This window comes from Streptomyces finlayi, from assembly GCF_014216315.1.
GTDB classification, from domain to species: domain Bacteria; phylum Actinomycetota; class Actinomycetes; order Streptomycetales; family Streptomycetaceae; genus Streptomyces; species Streptomyces finlayi_A.
Genome location: NZ_CP045702.1, coordinates 4,532,636 through 4,547,758, shown reverse-complemented (window position 1 = coordinate 4,547,758; position 15,123 = coordinate 4,532,636). Strand labels below are relative to the sequence as shown.

Genomic DNA, 15,123 nt, shown 5'->3' with positions numbered 1-15,123 from the left:
GGGGGCCGGCTTCCGCATCAGAGTTCGGGGCGCGTCACTCCCGTCCGTCTCCGCTCTCTCTCCGGCCCCTCCTCGAATATCCGGGAGAGAGCGGGCGAAGAGCGGCGACCGTCACGGTTCTCAGGTCTTGCCCATCGCTGACCGACCAGGAGACCCATGTCCCGCGTATCGACCGGCCCCAAGAACGAACCGACAGCTGCCCACGCACTGCTGACCCGGCTGCACGAGCACGGTGTGGAGAAGGTCTTCGGAGTCGTCGGCCGCGAGGCCGCCTCGATCCTCTTCGACGAGGTCGAGGGGATCGAGTTCGTGCTCACCCGGCACGAGTTCACCGCCGGTGTCGCCGCCGATGTGCTCGCCCGGATCAGCGGCCGCCCGCAGGCGTGCTGGGCGACGCTCGGCCCCGGAATGACGAACCTGTCCACCGGCATCGCGACCTCGATGCTCGACCGTTCGCCGGTCATCGCACTGGCCGCCCAGTCCGAGTCGCACGACATCTTCCCCAACGACACCCACCAGTGCCTGGACCTGGTCGCCATCGCCAAACCGATGACGAAGTACGCGGTGGAGCTGGAGCGCCCGCACGAGATCACCGACCTGGTGGACTCCGCGGTGTCGGCCGCCATGACCGAGCCGGTCGGCCCGTCGTTCATCTCCCTCCCCGTCGACCTGCTGGGCTCCAGTGAGGGCATCACCCTCGGCAACAACCCGCCCGCCCGCACCCCGGCCAAGCCCACCGGCACGGTCGACGCCGACTGGAAGAGCGCCGCCGACGAGGCCGTCGAGCTGCTGCGCGGTGCCAAGCACCCGGTCCTGGCCGTCGGTGCCGCGGCGATCCGCTCCGGTGCGGTCGACGCGATCCGGGCCCTGGCCGAGCGCCTGAACATCCCGGTCATCACGACGTACATCGCCAAGGGCGTCCTGCCCCACGAGCACGAGCTGAACTACGGCGCCGTCACCGGCTACATGGACGGCATCCTCGGCTTCCCGGCCCTGGAGACCCTGTTCGCCCCGGTGGACGTCGTCCTCACCGTCGGCTACGACTACGCCGAGGACCTGCGGCCCTCGATGTGGGCGCGCGGCCAGGAGAAGAAGACCGTCCGCATCTCTCCCACCCCGAACCCGATCCCCCGGGTGTACCGCCCCACCATCGACGTCGTCACCGACGTGCTGGCCTTCGTCGAGCACGTCGAAGCGGCCACCGCCGACCTCGCCGCGAAGGACCGGCACGACATCGCCCCGCTGCGCGCGCGGATCGCGGAGTTCCTCGCCGACCCCACGGAGTACGAGGACGGCATGCGCGTCCACCAGGTCATGGACTCCATGAACGAGGTCATGGCCGAGGCCGCGGGCCCGGCCCGCGGCACGATCGTCTCCGACATCGGCTTCTTCCGTCACTACGGGGTGCTGTTCGCCCGCGCGGACCAGCCGTTCGGCTTCCTCACCTCGGCCGGCTGCTCCAGCTTCGGCTACGGCATCCCGGCGGCCATCGGCGCCCAGATGGCCCGCCCCGACGAGCCCACCTTCCTCATCGCGGGCGACGGCGGCTTCCACTCCAACAGCGCCGACCTGGAGACGATCGCCCGTCTCAACCTGCCGATCGTCACCGTCGTCGTGAACAACGACACCAACGGTCTCATCGAGCTCTACCAGAACCTCGGCCACCGCCGCAGCCACGACCCGGCGGTCAAGTTCGGCAGCGTCGACTTCGTCGCCCTCGCGGAGGCGAACGGTGTCGACGCGACCCGCGCGACCTCGCGCGAGGAGCTGCTCGCCGCGCTGCGCAAGGGAGCCGAGCTGGGCCGCCCCTTCCTCATCGAAGTACCGGTCAACTATGACTTCACGACCGGTGGCTTCGGGGCACTGAGCATCTGATCATGTCAGCGCAGGAGTCTCCTGCCGCCTACGGATTCCTGGTCTCCGCCCAACTGGACGGAGACCGGGTCCTCGGTGCGGCCCATGCCACCCAGGGCACGACCACCGGCTTCCGGGAACGTCTGCGGACGCAGACCGTCACCGCGTCGCTGGTCCATGCCCCCGCCATCTCCCCCGAACCCGCGCTCGCCCGCGACGCGGACGTCGCCGTACTGGCCGTCGGAGAGATCTACAACGGGGACGACCTCCGGTCCGTTCTCCCGTCCGCGGACGCCGACGCCGGCGACGCCCACCTGCTGCTCCAGCTGTTCCACCGGTACGGAATGCACGCGTTCCGTCTCGTCAACGGCCGGTTCGCCGCCGTCGTCGCCACCGGGCAGAGCGTCTACCTGGCGACCGACCACGCCGGCTCCGTCCCGCTGTACATCCGGCCCGGCCGCGGTGAGGTCTTCGCCTCCACCGAGGCCAAGACGCTGGCCCGGCACGGCGGACCGATGGGCCTGCCGGTCCCATCCGCCCGCCGCGTACGACGGCTCGCCGGGGTCTACCAGGTACCGGCCGGCACCGTGCTGGCCATCGACCTCAAGACCGGCACCACCGACGCCCACCGCACCTGGGCTCCGGCGCTGTCCCGCCGCATCGTCGACGAGGACGAGGCGGTCGAGTCGCTGCGCCAGGTCCTGGACACCGCTGTCCGCTCCCGGCTGGGCCCGGACGGGCCTCCGCTCGTGGTGCTCTCCGGCGGCATCGACTCCTCGGGGGTCGCGGCGCTCGCGCACCGGGCCGCCGGCGCCCTGGACACCGTATCGATGGGGACCGAGACCTCGGACGAGTTCCCGCAGGCCCGCGTCGTGGCGGACCACCTCGGTTCGCACCACCGCGAACTGACCCTGCAGACCTCGGATCTGCTGAGCCGGCTACCGCACACCATCTGGTCCGCGGAGTCGCTCGACCCGGACATCATCGAGTACCTGCTGCCCCTGAACGCCCTCTACGGGACGCTCAAGGGACCACAGCGCCGCATCCTCACCGGGTACGGCGCCGACATCCCGCTCGCCGGAATGCACCGTGAGGACCGGCTGCCGGACCTGGACTCGGCGGTGGCGTACGACATGGCCACCTTCGACGGGCTCAACGAGATGTCGCCGGTGCTGTCGACGATGTACGGGCACTGGACCACCCACCCGTACTGGGACCGCGAGGTGCTCGACCACCTGGTCTCGCTGGAGGCCGGGCTCAAGCGACGGTACGGGCGCGACAAATGGGTGCTGCGGGCCGCCATGACCGAGCTGCTGCCGCACGAGACCGTCACCCGGCCCAAGCTCGGTGTCCACGAGGGCTCCGGCACCACGTCCGCGTTCAGCCTGGTCCTCTCGGAGCACGGCGTACCGGAGGAGTCCGTACCGAGCGCCAAGCGCCAGGTCGTGCAGGAGCTGTTCGACCGCACCGTCGTCAACGGCGAGCATCCGGACCACGTCTCCACGTGGGACGTGGTCGGTGAGGTGGCGGACCAGTTCACGGAGCGCCGTACCGTGCCGTCCGCGCGACGGCCCGAGGGCTCGCCGCATCTGCACGCCGCGCCCGTCCCCGCCGACCAGCCGGCCCCGGAAGGGGAGTGAACCAGTGCAGCGCATCGATTCGCACGTCTCGCCCCGTTACGCACAGATCCCCACCTTCATGCGGCTCCCGCACGACACCGAGCCGAGCGGATACGACGTGGTCGTCATCGGCGCCCCGTACGACGGCGGCACCAGCTACCGTCCCGGCGCCCGCTTCGGCCCGCGTGCCATCCGCAACGAGTCGGGGCTCATCCACGGCGTCGGTATCGACCGGGGTCCGGGGACCTTCGACCTCATCCGCTGCGCGGACGCCGGGGACATCGACCTGACGCCGTTCAACATGCACATCGCCATGGAGACGGCCGAGCAGCACCTCAAGGCGGTCCTCGCGGACAACGCGACGTTCCTGATGCTCGGTGGCGACCACTCGCTGACCCTGGCCGCCCTGCGGGCGGTCGCCGACCAGCACGGTCCGGTGGCGGTGGTGCACCTGGACGCGCACTCCGACACCAACCCGGCTTTCTACGGCGGCGAGTTCCATCACGGGACCCCGTTCCGCCACGCCATCGACGAGAAGATCGTCGATCCGTCGGCGATGGTCCAGATCGGCATCCGCGGCCACAACCCGAAGCCGGACTCGCTCGACTACGCGCGCGGGCACGGCGTCCGGATCGTCACCGCCGACGAGTTCGCCGACAACCCGGTGGCCCGGACCGCGGACCTCATCCGCGAGCGGGTCGGCAAGCGCCCCGTGTACGTGTCGGTGGACATCGACGTACTCGACCCGGCCTTCGCCCCGGGTACCGGCACGCCTGCCCCGGGAGGACTGACCTCGCGCGAAGTCCTCGCGCTGCTGCGCTGCATCGGGGACCTCAAACCGGTCGGCTTCGACGTCATGGAGGTCTCCCCGCTCTACGACCACGGGGGGATCACCTCCGTCCTGGCCACCGAGATCGGCGCGGAGCTGCTCTACCAGTACGCCCGCGCCCATCGCCCCAGAAGCGAAGGAGACAACGCACCATGACCGATCCGATCATCGACTGCACACAGGACGGCGATCAGCTCCGCGCGCTCGCCGCGCGGCTGCCGAAGGTCCCACGCGCCGATCTGTACGCCTTCCTGGACACCGCCAAGAAGCACTCGGAGGAGCTGCCCCCGCACATCGGGGCAGCGCTCGACGCCTTCAACGCCGACGGCAACAACGACGGTTACCTCCTGCTGCGCGGGCTCCCGGTGGACCAGGGCGACGCCCTGCCCGCCACCCCGACCAGCACCCCAGCCCCGGTGGACCGGGGTCTGCTGACCATGGAGGCGATGCTCGCGCTCGTCGGGCGCAGGCTCGGACTCCACACGGGCTACCAGGAGCTCCGCTCGGGCACCGTCTACCACGACGTGTACCCGTCGCCGGGTGCCCACCACCTGTCGTCGGAGACCTCCGAGACCCTGCTGGAGTTCCACACGGAGATGGCGTACCACGTCCTCCAGCCGAACTACGTGATGCTCGCCTGCTCCCGCGCCGACCACGAGCACAGGGCGAAGACGCTCGTCGGTTCGGTCCGCAAGGCACTGCCGCTGCTCTCGGAGGAGGTGCGCGCGCGTCTCTTCGACCGGAAGATGCCGTGCTGCGTGGACGTGGCCTTCCGTGGCGGGGTGGAGGACCCGGGTGCGATCGCCCAGGTGAAGCCGCTGTACGGGGACGAGAAGGACCCGCTGCTGGGGTACGACCGTGAGCTCCTCGCCCCCGAGGACCCCGCGGACAAGGAAGCCGTGGCGGCGCTGTCCGCGGCTCTCGACGAGGTGACCGAGGAAGTCAGCCTGGTCCCCGGTGACGTACTCATCATCGACAACTTCCGTACGACGCACGCTCGTACGCCGTTCTCGCCGCGGTGGGACGGCAAGGACCGGTGGCTGCACCGCGTCTACATCCGTACGGACCGCAACGGCCAGCTCTCCGGTGGAGAGCGGGCAGGCGATGTGATCTCGTTCAGCCCGCGCCGCTGACCGGTTCCCCCACGGGAGTGGGCCGGCCCCCCTTTTCCGGGGGGCCGGCCTTCGCCACGTCCTCGCACCCTCTACCGACAAGGACCTTGATATGCCGATCGCTTGGCACCCGCGCACAGGACTCTCACTGCGACTGGCGGCCACCGCCGGGGCGGGCCTGCTGATCACCCTGGGCGCCGCCCCGGCCCAGGCGACGGCAGGCGGCGCGGCCGGCACCGGCACCGTCGTGGCCTGGGCGTCCGGGGAGAACAACTGGGGCGAGGCCACCGTCCCGGCCGAGGCGCAGTCGGGGGTCTCCGCCATCGGCGGGGGCGACTACCACAGCCTCGCCGTCAAGAACGGCAAGGTCCTGATGTGGGGCACCTGGATCTGCTGGCAGGTCACCGACTGCACGACGAACAAGATCTACGTCCCCGTCGAGGCCCAGTCCGGAGTCACCGCCGTCGCGGGCGGACACGACCACAGTCTCGCGCTCAAGGGCGGCAAGGTGATCGCCTGGGGGAGCAACGCCAAGGGCCAGTTGAACGTGCCGGTCGAGGCCCAGTCCGGGGTGACGGCCATCGACGCCAACGGTGACCGGAGCCTGGCACTCAAGAACGGCAAGGTCATCACCTGGGGCGGGACCAATCTGGACGGCATCCTCGACGTGCCGCTGGAGGCCCGGTCCGGGGTGACCGCGATCTCCGCAGGCCACTCGCACAATCTGGTGGTCAGGAACGGCAGGACGATCGCCTGGGGCGGTGACAACTACTTCGGCGAGAAGAACGTCCCGACGGACGCCACCACCGGAGTGAGCGACGTCGCGGCCGGGTTCGGGCAGAGCGTGGCGCTGAAGGGTGGCAAGGTCCTTGCCTGGGGGGACAACCGCAACGGCCGTTCCACCGTGCCTGCCGAGGCCCAGTCGGGTGTGAGCGCCATCGCCACCGCCCAGTTCCACAGCCTGGCGCTGAAGAACGGCAAGGTCATCGCCTGGGGCGGCAGCTTTCCCAGCAGCCCGTACGTACCTGCCGCGGCCACCTCGGGCGTCACCGCGATCTCGGCGGGAGCGAATCACAGCCTGGCCCTCAAGTAGCCCGCGCGGCGCTCTCGACGGCCGGGCGAGCCCGGCCGTCGAGAGGCCCTGGCCTGCCGGACGTTCAGCCCGCCGCCACGCGCTCCGGTTCGCCTGCCGGCACGGCGTCACCGAGGGCGGCCAGGTACCGCTCGGCGTCCAGGGCGGCGGCGCATCCGGAACCGGCCGCGGTGACGGCCTGGCGGTAGGTGTGGTCCACCACGTCCCCCGCGCCGAAGACACCGGGGATGCTCGTCCGGGTCGCGGGGGCCTGGGTCCTGAGGTAGCCCTCCGCGTCCAGTTCGAGCTGGCCGGCGAAGAGTTCCGTACGGGGGTCGTGGCCGATGGCGACGAACAGGCCCGTCACGTCAAGACCGCGGGTCCCACCGGTCACGACGTCGCGCAGGACGACGCCGGAGACCATGCCGCCGTCCTCCTGGATCTCGGCGACCTCGCTGTCGAACGCGAAGTCGATCCTGTCGTCGGCGAAGGCCCGGTCCTGCATGGCCCTGGAGGCGCGCAGGGCGGAGCGGCGGTGGACGACGGTGACCGAGCGGGCGAAGCGCGTCAGGAACGTGGCCTCTTCCATGGCGGTGTCGCCGCCACCGACCACGACGACGTCCCGGTCGCGGAAGAAGAACCCGTCGCAGGTGGCGCACCAGGACACCCCGCGGCCGGAGAGCGCGTCCTCGTTGGGCAGACCGAGCTTGCGGTAGCCGGAGCCCGTCGCGATGATCACGGCCTTCGCGCGGTGGACCGTGCCCTCGGAGTCCGTCAGCAGCTTGACGTCATCGCTGAGGTCGACGGAGACGATGTCGTCGTCGACCATCTCGGCGCCGAACTTCTCCGCCTGGGCCCGCATGCTGTCCATCAGGTCCGGGCCATCGATGCCGCGGGGGAAGCCCGGGAAGTTCTCGACCTCGGTCGTCGTGGTGAGCGACCCGCCGACGAAGACGGAACTGCCGAAGAGCAGCGGCTTCAGCTGCGCCCGGGCGGTGTACAGCGCGGCGGTGTAACCGGCGGGGCCGGAGCCGATGATGATGACCTCGCGTACGTCGTCATGCGTCATGATGCGGTCAGCTCTCCTGCTTCTTGGCGCTCGTGTCGGTCCAGTGACCCACCCAGGCTGACATCAGCCCCGAGTGATGCGACAGTATCAGCACGCAATGATGTCAGTCGAGGCTGAACCGACCCGGGATTCGCCCCCGCCCTCTTCCGCCTCTGGACGCCTCCGGCCCGCCCCCTTCCGGCCCTGCTCCCTTCCGGTCCGCACGCTTCCGACCCTGCTCCCTGGACGCTGCCGCGGCAGGTCAGCGCCACACGTGCACACACGCCGACCCGGAGGCAACGCATACGGGGGGGGGCGCATCCGCACAGCCTGATCCGCTACGCTGTCTGCGGTCAGCGGACTACCAGCCCGCTGCTCGGGAGGGGTCCGCAAGGGCGCATCCCAGCGGCGTCTGCACGTCAGCTGACCAGGAGGCTTGCCACACCGGCCGACGATCCCACCCCAGGGTCCTCAGCACGGCACCACGCAAGCCCCCGCCTTCGTAGCTCAGGGGATAGAGCACCGCTCTCCTAAAGCGGGTGTCGCAGGTTCGAATCCTGCCGGGGGCACAGCGCAATAAGCCGCTGACCTGGGGTTACACCCCCAGGAAGGTGTTTCGGCCTCGGACTTCTCGTCCGGGGCCGTTTGCGTGAGCGGCAGGGCGTCCTCGTCGAGGGTGTCGGCACGGCCTGGGTACGGCCGGCGGTCCGTGCCGGCCGTACGCCTCCGGCCCAACACGTCGCCCGGCGTACTCAGGAGGCGGCGTACTCAGGAGGGCCACGCAGCGAGGAGCACCGCCGGGCCGTACGCAGCGTCGAGCACCGCGCAGTCGGTCCCGCTGCGCGAGACAGCGATCACAGGCACAGGAGCAGGCGTGAGCGCGGCGCGGTGTCGGTGCAGCGCCGCGAGATCGCGCCGGTCGAAGGGGAGTTCTCCAGCCACTTCACCGAGCCGACGAACAACAGCTCCTTGGCGATCGGCGCGCGGGTCCGCTCCCACGAGAAACACAAGGCCAGGAGCCCTTCCGCCCAGCGGAAGAGCTCCTGGCCTGGTCCCGTCATGCGTCCTGAGGCTGGACGACACAAAGGGCCCAGATGATGAAGCCGTAGACCGCGATCAACACAACCGACCAGACCGGGTAGTACGGAATGGTCAGGAAGCTGGTGATGAGGAGCAGTCCCGCCACCAGAACGCCGACAAGGCGGGCCCAGGTCCGGCCGTTGAAGAGGCTGACGCCCACCAGTACGGCCAGGGCACCGAGCAGCAGGTGTATCCAGCCCCAGCCGGTCGTGTCGAACTTGAACACGTAGTTCGGCGTGTTGACGATGACGTCGTCGTTGGCGATGGCCATGATGCCGCGAAGCACGTCGAGAGTGCCTCCAATGATCAGCATGACCGCACCGAATGCCACCAGGCCGCCGGCCCATGCCGCGGACCGCTGTCGCCGTTGAGGTGTTCCCTTAGCCATGACGTCTCCTGTTCCCTTGCGCGGGCCCCTCTGCGAGCCACTCGCGGATCACTCTCAGACACAAGCCAGCCTGACGGGCTGTCACCCCCCGAGGACCTGACGCTTCTGTTCCTCGAACTCCTCTTCCGTCAGCACTCCCTGTGCTTTCAGTTCGCCCAACTCCTTGAGCAGGGCGATCTTGCCTTCGGTCGATCCTGATGCGGGCGGAGGCTGCGCGGACGGTGCCGGTGCGGGTGCGGCCTGCTGGGCGTCCTGCTGAGCCCACCGGCCCGCCTGTCGCCGGGACACCCGGTTCGACACGGCGGTCGCCGTACCGGCTACGGCAGCTGTGCGGGCCACGCCGCGAATGAGACCTGGCATGTCGAGCCTCCTGTGATCTGCATGCTGTTCACGGCCGAGTGGCGGCCGCCGCGGCCTCCGCCGAGTCGAGTGCCGCGATGACGTCCTGTACGGGGATCCTTCCGACGGCCACCAGTCGGGCACCGCTGCGTCTCAGAGCGCGGGCCAGTGGTGCGGCCCAGCGGTTCTCGTACATCGCGATGGCTGCCGTGCTGCCGGGGTCGATCGCCTTTCCCGCCTCTTTGATGTCGTCCTGACCCAGCAGCCCGGAGTTGGCTCCCTCGAACACCGCGAGGCTCGTGCTTCTGTCCTGGCTGAGATCCGCCATGTCGATCGCCGCGACGGAGCCGTCGGGGTCCTTTCGGACGAAGACGAGGTCGAGAATGCGGATCAGGCCCTGGTCGACCAGGTCGACGAGGTACGGAAGGGCTTCGCCTGTGGGGCTCTTGCCCGGGTATTCGACCACCAGGTAATCGATAGGGCCCACGTCGTCGATTTCGTCGATGCCGTTGATGTCATTGGTTTCGTCTCTCACGGCAACTCCTCCTGATGCGGAGAACTCACACCCTGCCTCAGCCGAGAGCTCGGCTGCTGTGACCACGAGAATGGGGGCGAGGACCGTCCCCTCACTCAGTGGACCACCCGACTGGGTGAGGCGCATGTTGGTCGGGCCCAGCGGTTCCCTCATGCCGTCTCATGCCTGGGCGGCTCCGGGAACAGTTCGGTGCTGCGGAGAGTGGCGCTGGAGCCGGCGCTCGAAGAACTGCTCGCAGCGGCCATGGGGCGCGGCGTCCGGCTCGAATCGTCACCGCGACACCTCCCTATGAGACGGGGCGGGTAACAGAAAGGCCGAGCCACCAATCGACAGTGCGCCATTTCCACGCCGTGGTTATGGTTGACCAGAAGGGAAAAGGCATTAAGAACGCATTACTGACGGGCCCGTGGTCAATGCTGGAGCGGCTGGCAACCGTGCCCGCATCAACCGTCACCGCAGGAGGCCTCGCAGTCTGGCGTTCGTCCCGTGCGTCGTCACTCGCCGAGCCGAAGGAAAGCTCGCATGGATTCCTCTGGTGGTCCGTCTGGTGGTCCGTCCGGTGGTCCGTCCGGTGGTTCGTCGTCAGCTTCGGAAGGTCGTGACCGTCCGGTCCCCGCGACTTCGTTGAGCGCCACGGAACGGGACGATTACGAACGGCTGCGCAAGGCGGCCTCCGTTCACCACCGGCGTCTGCGCTGTACGTCAGCCTCCGTACTGCTGCTGCTTGCCTTCCTCTTGGCACCGCTTGCCGTGGTCGGGGCCTGGGTTGACTCCGAGGTATCCGACACCGACCGGTACGTCCAGACCGTCGCTCCCATCGCCACCGAGCCCTCCGTGCAGAACACCGTGACCGACCGGCTCACCAAGCGCGTGGTCGACAACGTAGACGTCGCCGCCTTCACCACGGCCGTCGCACAGACGTTGGAGCGAGAAGGGGCACCCCCTCGCGTGGTCCAAGGCGCCGAGGCGCTGACCGGCCCGCTGACGAGCGTGCTCAACTCGACCGTCCACGACATCGTGCACAGGGTGGTGACCAGCGACCGGTTCGCCGACGTGTGGAGCGACGCCAACCGGCAGGCCCATGCCGCCGTGGTCAAGGTCCTCACCGGCGAGGGCAGCAGCGCCATCCGGACAGGCGACGACAGCATCGACCTGAACCTCGGCGCCGTCATCGACAACGTCCAGCAGAAGCTTGTGGACGCGGGTTTCGACCAGGCTGCGAAGATCCCCGACGTCGACAAGACAATCACCTTGTTCGAGACCGACAAACTCAATGAGGCCCAGGGCGCCATGCGCCTCCTGAACGCGATCGGCACCTGGCTGCCGGTCCTGGTCCTGGCCCTGGCGGCGCTCGCCGTCTGGAGCGCACCGGCGCACCGCGCCGCGCTGATGGCCGCGGCCATCGGCGTCGCGGTCATGATGATCGTGCTGCTCGTCGCCCTCGCCGTGATGCGCCAGGTGTACCTGGACTCCGTCTCCACGACCGCCCTGCCACAGCGCACGGCCGCCGACATCTATGACACCTTCATCCGCTTCCTGAAGAACAGCACGGTCACAGTCCTGGTCCTCGCGGTGATCACCGCGTTCTCCGCCTATCTCTACGGGCCCGGACGCGGTGCCCGGTGGGTCAGACGGACGGCGGCGGGTGGAACCGGGGCCACCGGGCGGGCCGTTGCACGGCGCGGCCTGCGCACTGGTGCCACCGGCCGCTGGCTGGGCACACACACCAAGTGGATCACCGGCATCGTCATCGCCGGCGGCGCGCTCGCCCTGGTGCTGTGGAACCACCCCACCCCCGGGGCCGTGGCACTGGTCCTCGGCATCGTCGTCCTCGTGCTGGCTCTCCTCGGCACCCTCGCCGCGGCCTCCGGCACATCCGAACGCCCGGCCGCAGGCGACCGGCAGGTCGCCCGCCCCGGGTAACGCGGTCCGGCGCGCGCCGGGGCTCTCCGAAAGCGCACGTCACCCCAACCGAAGAGAATGGAGCCTGAGATGGCTGCAGAACACACAGGAGCGGGCGGCGTCGCCGCCCTCGCCGAAGCGAACGCGCCCGTGTTCGAGGAACTCGTCCAGATGACGCTCGACACGTTCGAGCGGTCGGGGCTGGATCAGGAGACGTACCTGCTGGCACGCATCGCGGCTCTGGTGGCCATGGACGCCTCTGCACCCTCGTACCTGCTCAACGTCGGTACCGCCGCGGAAGCCGGCGTGCCGCTGGAGAAGATCCAGGGAACGCTTGTCGCGATCGCCCCCGTGGTCGGCAGCGCCCGGGTCGTCTCCGCCGCCCGCGCCATCGGCGACGCCTTCGGGCTGGAACTCCCCACAGAAGAGGAGCAGTGACGACCGGCCCGGCCGTGGCGGCGAGCCCCGGCCGGGCCGACAAGGGGTCTGCCGCACTCCCTCTCACACGCGACGGGCCCTCGACACAGGCGAATCCAAACAGGAGAAGCAATGGACGGCTATGTGAACCTGGCCTACGACTATCCGGTCCTCGGAGCCTTCTGGACGGTCATGTGGATCTTCCTGTGGGTCATGTGGATCTTCCTGCTCTTCCGCATCATCGTCGACATCTTCCGCGACGACTCCATGAGCGGATGGGCCAAGACGGGATGGCTGGTCTTCACGATCGTCCTCCCCTTCCTGGGCGTCTTCGTCTATGTCATCGTCCGCGGCAAGGACATGGGCAGGCGTGAACAGGAGCACGCCAAGGCCCAGTTGGACGAGACGAACCGCTACATCCGCGAGACCCTCGGCACCACCGGTCCAGCCAGCGCGGCGGAACAACTCGCCAAGCTCTCGGAGATCCGGGCCCGCGGCGACATCTCCGACGAGGAGTTCCGCCGGGCCAAGGAGAAGATCCTTCACTGACCCCGTGCGCGTGCTCCGCAACGGGGCGGGCGGCTCAAGGCCCGCACCGTTGCGGAGCCGCCGCGCGGTTTCCCGGCCGGTTACCCCGTCCGCACATGCGGGGCGACCTGCCGCCCGAGTCCTGTGTCCGGCCGCCTTCCCCCAGGAGCGATCAACACCTGCCCATTGTGCTGATCCCGGTCAGCCCCGAGGTTGAAGGTCGAGCGGGCCGCGTCGGTGCCGGGTGCGGAAGTGCCGATGTCTGATCATGAACGGGCCCGCACGTTCCCTTCCTGATGGGCGTACCGATGCCGGGATCGGAGTTTCATGATCGCTGAGAGTTCAGGCAGAGGGTGCTGCGCGCCGGGCGGGACCGCATGCCACGTGAGCGCCACCTCGCCTTCGGTTCCCCCGGTCGGCGCACGGGTGGATGGCGGGGTGCGCCACCGCGCCTCCCGCTGCCGGGCCTTCAGCTCCTCGGCCGGGTGATCACGGTCACCGTCGCCCTCAGCATCCTCCTGCACGGAATGTCAGCCGTCGTCCTCGCGAAGCGGTATGGCGCCTGGCACATAAAGGCCGCCGAACGAAGACCGCATCTGCCCGAGGGCGGAGAGGCGGGGCACTCCTCCACGACGCGGTAGGGCCTTGATTTCCTCGAACGTGCTCCCGCCCGACGCACACGCACACGAGATCTCCACGCACCCGCAGACGTCATCTTCGAACAACCCCGAGAGAGCGAGATCCGTATGCACATGGCCCGCCGGTAAAGGCGCGCAACCCGTGCCGGTCGCAGCCGTCAGGCCGCTTCGGCCGTGACCCGTCCGGCCTGGACGGCATCGACAAGGGCCTGGTGGTCCTTCTCGTTCTGGTCCGCGTACAGCTCGGCGAACGTCGCCAGCGCACGGTCGAAGACATCGCCGCCCCCCAGGTACGCGGCGATCCCGATCCGGTCCCCGGACCTGGCGTGGGCGCGGGCGAGCGTGGCTCCGCACAGTCGGCCGAACAGGCCCATTCTCTTCGGCGACATGCTCTCGGTCTCAGCGATACCTTTCCAGTCGCGCAGCTGGCGTACGTAGAAGTCCCGCCGCTTGCCGTCGAGGCCCTGGACGCGGTCCCAGCCCAGGAAGATGTCACTGGTGGCCTGCATGAGCCGTTGGCCGGCGACGACGCGCTCGCCCTGCGTGCTGAACGCGCTGTCTCCGGCGTAAGGCGCCAGAACCGACTCGTCGGCCTCCTTGGCCTGGAGGAACAGGGGGTCCTCGTCGTCCTTGCCGAGCAAGAGGATGATCCAGCAGCGGGTTCCCACACTGCCCACGCCGACGACCTTGCGGGCGATGTCGGCAAGGCGGAAGCTCTCCAGCAGGAACCGGCGGTCCGTCTGCAGGGTCTGCCCGTAGCGCTCGATCATCCGACTGATCTTCTGTTCCAGCCTGCCGCGTTCGGTGTCCGGCAGCAGATCCTGGAGCCGTACCAGCAGGGGCGGATCGGGAGCGATCTGGCGCCTTCCGTCGATGACGTGTGTGAGCTTGTCGAAGACCTGCAGCGTGCCGCGCGCACGGGCCCGCTCCCGGGTGCGTTCCCAGCGATCCCGCTGCCCGGCGCTCAGTACCGGGGCGAACTGCTCCTGCAACTCGTCCGCGTCGAAGCGGGTGTACCAGACGTCGAGATTGCCCAGTCCGGCGTAGCTCCGCATGCGCTCGCGGTAGGACCGCACGGCCGCCCGCACCACCGACGCCCGCTCCTTGGAACCGAAGCCGTTCGCCCGGCCCGCGATGACCAGGCTGGCCGACAGCCGCTTGACGTCCCATTCCCACGGTCCGGGCAGCGTCTCGTCGAAGTCGTTGATGTCGAACATCAGGCGGCGCTCCGGAGAGGCGAGCAACCGGAAGTTCAGCATGTGCGCGTCGCCGCAGCACTGCACCCTGAACCCGCTGCGCGGCGTCTCCGCGAGGTCGGCCGCCATGATGGCGGCGGCCCCGCGGTAGAAGCGGAACGGCGCCTCGCTCATCCTGCCGTAGCGGATCGGCACGAGTTCCGGCACTCGCGTCGCGGACTGCTTCTCGATGATCTTCACCGGGTCCGTGCGCTTCGGTGGGAGCCTGAACTCGGCGTGGCTGGAACGGGGTACGTCGGCGCGTGCTGCCTTGCCGCGGGCGACCCGCTCCCGCGGGGTGAGGTGCCGTGTCTCGTCGCCGGAAAGATGGTTGTCGTTCATTGTGGACGCTCCACGATGTGGTGGCCTACGCGCAGGGTGTTGGCCATGGCCGTCAGGAACGGATCGACTGTTTCGGTGCTCGGGACGAAGCTCGCACCGACGGCAGCGGGGTCGCCGGTTCGCGGGTCCTGCCGTTGACGTCGGCGGCGGAACCGGCCGGGGCACTGCCACAACCGACGGTGTTG

The 15,123-nt window shown here is 69.3% G+C and carries 13 protein-coding genes, 1 tRNA gene and 2 pseudogenes; 10 read left to right on the top strand and 6 right to left on the bottom strand.

Going from position 1 to position 15,123, the window contains the following annotated elements; translation table 11 throughout:
* Positions 1-156 precede the first annotated feature (156 nt).
* The 5 genes and pseudogenes from F0344_RS21075 (at position 157) to F0344_RS21055 (ending at position 6,507) form a co-directional block, all read left to right on the top strand.
* The gene (locus F0344_RS21075; RefSeq protein WP_185300286.1) at positions 157-1,875 is read left to right on the top strand and encodes a thiamine pyrophosphate-binding protein; all 1,719 of its coding nucleotides are present in this window, start codon (positions 157-159) and stop codon (positions 1,873-1,875) included.
* 2 nt (positions 1,876-1,877) lie between these two features.
* Positions 1,878-3,389 (top strand): annotated as a pseudogene (locus tag F0344_RS21070) (asparagine synthase-related protein); the annotation flags it as partial.
* A 109-nt stretch (positions 3,390-3,498) separates the two neighbouring features.
* Positions 3,499-4,458: an agmatinase gene (gene speB, locus F0344_RS21065; RefSeq protein WP_185300284.1), complete on the top strand. Its 960-nt coding sequence runs from the start codon at positions 3,499-3,501 to the stop codon at positions 4,456-4,458.
* Positions 4,455-5,435, top strand: a complete 981-nt coding sequence (cs1, locus tag F0344_RS21060) for a clavaminate synthase Cs1 (RefSeq protein ID WP_185300283.1) — start codon at positions 4,455-4,457, stop codon at positions 5,433-5,435. The genes speB and cs1 overlap by 4 nt, the downstream gene beginning before the upstream one ends.
* A 91-nt stretch (positions 5,436-5,526) precedes the next feature.
* Positions 5,527-6,507: an RCC1 domain-containing protein gene (locus tag F0344_RS21055; protein WP_185300282.1), complete on the top strand. Its 981-nt coding sequence runs from the start codon at positions 5,527-5,529 to the stop codon at positions 6,505-6,507.
* 64 nt (positions 6,508-6,571) lie between these two features.
* Here the strand turns inward: F0344_RS21055 and trxB are convergent, their stop codons facing one another.
* Positions 6,572-7,555 carry a thioredoxin-disulfide reductase gene (gene trxB / locus F0344_RS21050; RefSeq protein WP_185300281.1) on the bottom strand — a complete coding sequence of 328 codons (984 nt, stop codon included), beginning with the start codon at positions 7,553-7,555 and terminating at the stop codon, positions 6,572-6,574.
* Positions 7,556-8,030: 475 nt separating this feature from the next.
* Between trxB and F0344_RS21045 the strand changes: the two genes are divergently transcribed.
* Positions 8,031-8,103, top strand: a tRNA-Arg gene (locus tag F0344_RS21045).
* 199 nt (positions 8,104-8,302) lie between these two features.
* On the opposite strand, the pseudogene F0344_RS21040 reads toward F0344_RS21045, so the two are convergent.
* From F0344_RS21040 to F0344_RS21025, 4 genes and pseudogenes are all read right to left on the bottom strand, one after another.
* Positions 8,303-8,520 (bottom strand): annotated as a pseudogene (locus tag F0344_RS21040) (ATP-binding protein); the annotation flags it as partial.
* A gap of 71 nt (positions 8,521-8,591) precedes the next feature.
* Positions 8,592-9,002, bottom strand: a complete 411-nt coding sequence (locus tag F0344_RS21035; protein ID WP_185300280.1) for a DUF7144 family membrane protein — start codon at positions 9,000-9,002, stop codon at positions 8,592-8,594.
* A gap of 81 nt (positions 9,003-9,083) precedes the next feature.
* A complete protein-coding gene (locus F0344_RS21030) occupies positions 9,084-9,362 on the bottom strand; it encodes an SHOCT domain-containing protein (RefSeq protein ID WP_185300279.1) in 279 nt (92 codons plus the stop codon).
* 28 nt (positions 9,363-9,390) lie between these two features.
* Complete coding sequence (locus F0344_RS21025) at positions 9,391-9,876, bottom strand: DUF1269 domain-containing protein (RefSeq protein WP_258050030.1); 486 nt, start codon at positions 9,874-9,876, stop codon at positions 9,391-9,393.
* A 624-nt stretch (positions 9,877-10,500) separates the two neighbouring features.
* Here F0344_RS21025 and F0344_RS21020 point away from each other — a divergent pair.
* From F0344_RS21020 to F0344_RS21005, 4 genes are all read left to right on the top strand, one after another.
* Positions 10,501-11,799, top strand: coding sequence for a hypothetical protein (locus F0344_RS21020; protein ID WP_185300278.1), 1,299 nt, complete (start codon positions 10,501-10,503; stop codon positions 11,797-11,799).
* 69 nt (positions 11,800-11,868) lie between these two features.
* The gene (locus tag F0344_RS21015; protein WP_185300277.1) at positions 11,869-12,216 is read left to right on the top strand and encodes a carboxymuconolactone decarboxylase family protein; all 348 of its coding nucleotides are present in this window, start codon (positions 11,869-11,871) and stop codon (positions 12,214-12,216) included.
* A gap of 111 nt (positions 12,217-12,327) precedes the next feature.
* On the top strand, positions 12,328-12,744 hold the full coding sequence (locus tag F0344_RS21010) for an SHOCT domain-containing protein (protein ID WP_185300276.1): 417 nt from the start codon (positions 12,328-12,330) through the stop codon (positions 12,742-12,744).
* Positions 12,745-13,100: 356 nt separating this feature from the next.
* Positions 13,101-13,364 (top strand): hypothetical protein, encoded by a 264-nt coding sequence (locus F0344_RS21005; protein WP_185300275.1) that lies wholly within the window; start codon positions 13,101-13,103, stop codon positions 13,362-13,364.
* A gap of 155 nt (positions 13,365-13,519) precedes the next feature.
* On the opposite strand, the gene F0344_RS21000 is transcribed toward F0344_RS21005, so the two are convergent.
* Positions 13,520-14,938: a DUF2252 domain-containing protein gene (locus F0344_RS21000; protein ID WP_185300274.1), complete on the bottom strand. Its 1,419-nt coding sequence runs from the start codon at positions 14,936-14,938 to the stop codon at positions 13,520-13,522.
* Positions 14,939-15,123: the final 185 nt, after the last annotated feature.

Excerpts from the sequence above, each read along its gene's own strand:
- F0344_RS21075 (WP_185300286.1), top strand. The coding sequence starts at position 157 with ATGTCCCGCGTATCGACCGGCCCCAAGAACGAACCGACAGCTGCCCAC.
- cs1 (WP_185300283.1), top strand. The coding sequence starts at position 4,455 with ATGACCGATCCGATCATCGACTGCACACAGGACGGCGATCAGCTCCGC.
- F0344_RS21055 (WP_185300282.1), top strand. The coding sequence starts at position 5,527 with ATGCCGATCGCTTGGCACCCGCGCACAGGACTCTCACTGCGACTGGCG.
- trxB (WP_185300281.1), bottom strand. The coding sequence starts at position 7,555 with ATGACGCATGACGACGTACGCGAGGTCATCATCATCGGCTCCGGCCCC.
- F0344_RS21035 (WP_185300280.1), bottom strand. The coding sequence starts at position 9,002 with ATGGCTAAGGGAACACCTCAACGGCGACAGCGGTCCGCGGCATGGGCC.
- F0344_RS21030 (WP_185300279.1), bottom strand. The coding sequence starts at position 9,362 with ATGCCAGGTCTCATTCGCGGCGTGGCCCGCACAGCTGCCGTAGCCGGT.
- F0344_RS21015 (WP_185300277.1), top strand. The coding sequence starts at position 11,869 with ATGGCTGCAGAACACACAGGAGCGGGCGGCGTCGCCGCCCTCGCCGAA.
- F0344_RS21010 (WP_185300276.1), top strand. The coding sequence starts at position 12,328 with ATGGACGGCTATGTGAACCTGGCCTACGACTATCCGGTCCTCGGAGCC.
- F0344_RS21005 (WP_185300275.1), top strand. The coding sequence starts at position 13,101 with ATGCCACGTGAGCGCCACCTCGCCTTCGGTTCCCCCGGTCGGCGCACG.
- F0344_RS21000 (WP_185300274.1), bottom strand. The coding sequence starts at position 14,938 with ATGAACGACAACCATCTTTCCGGCGACGAGACACGGCACCTCACCCCG.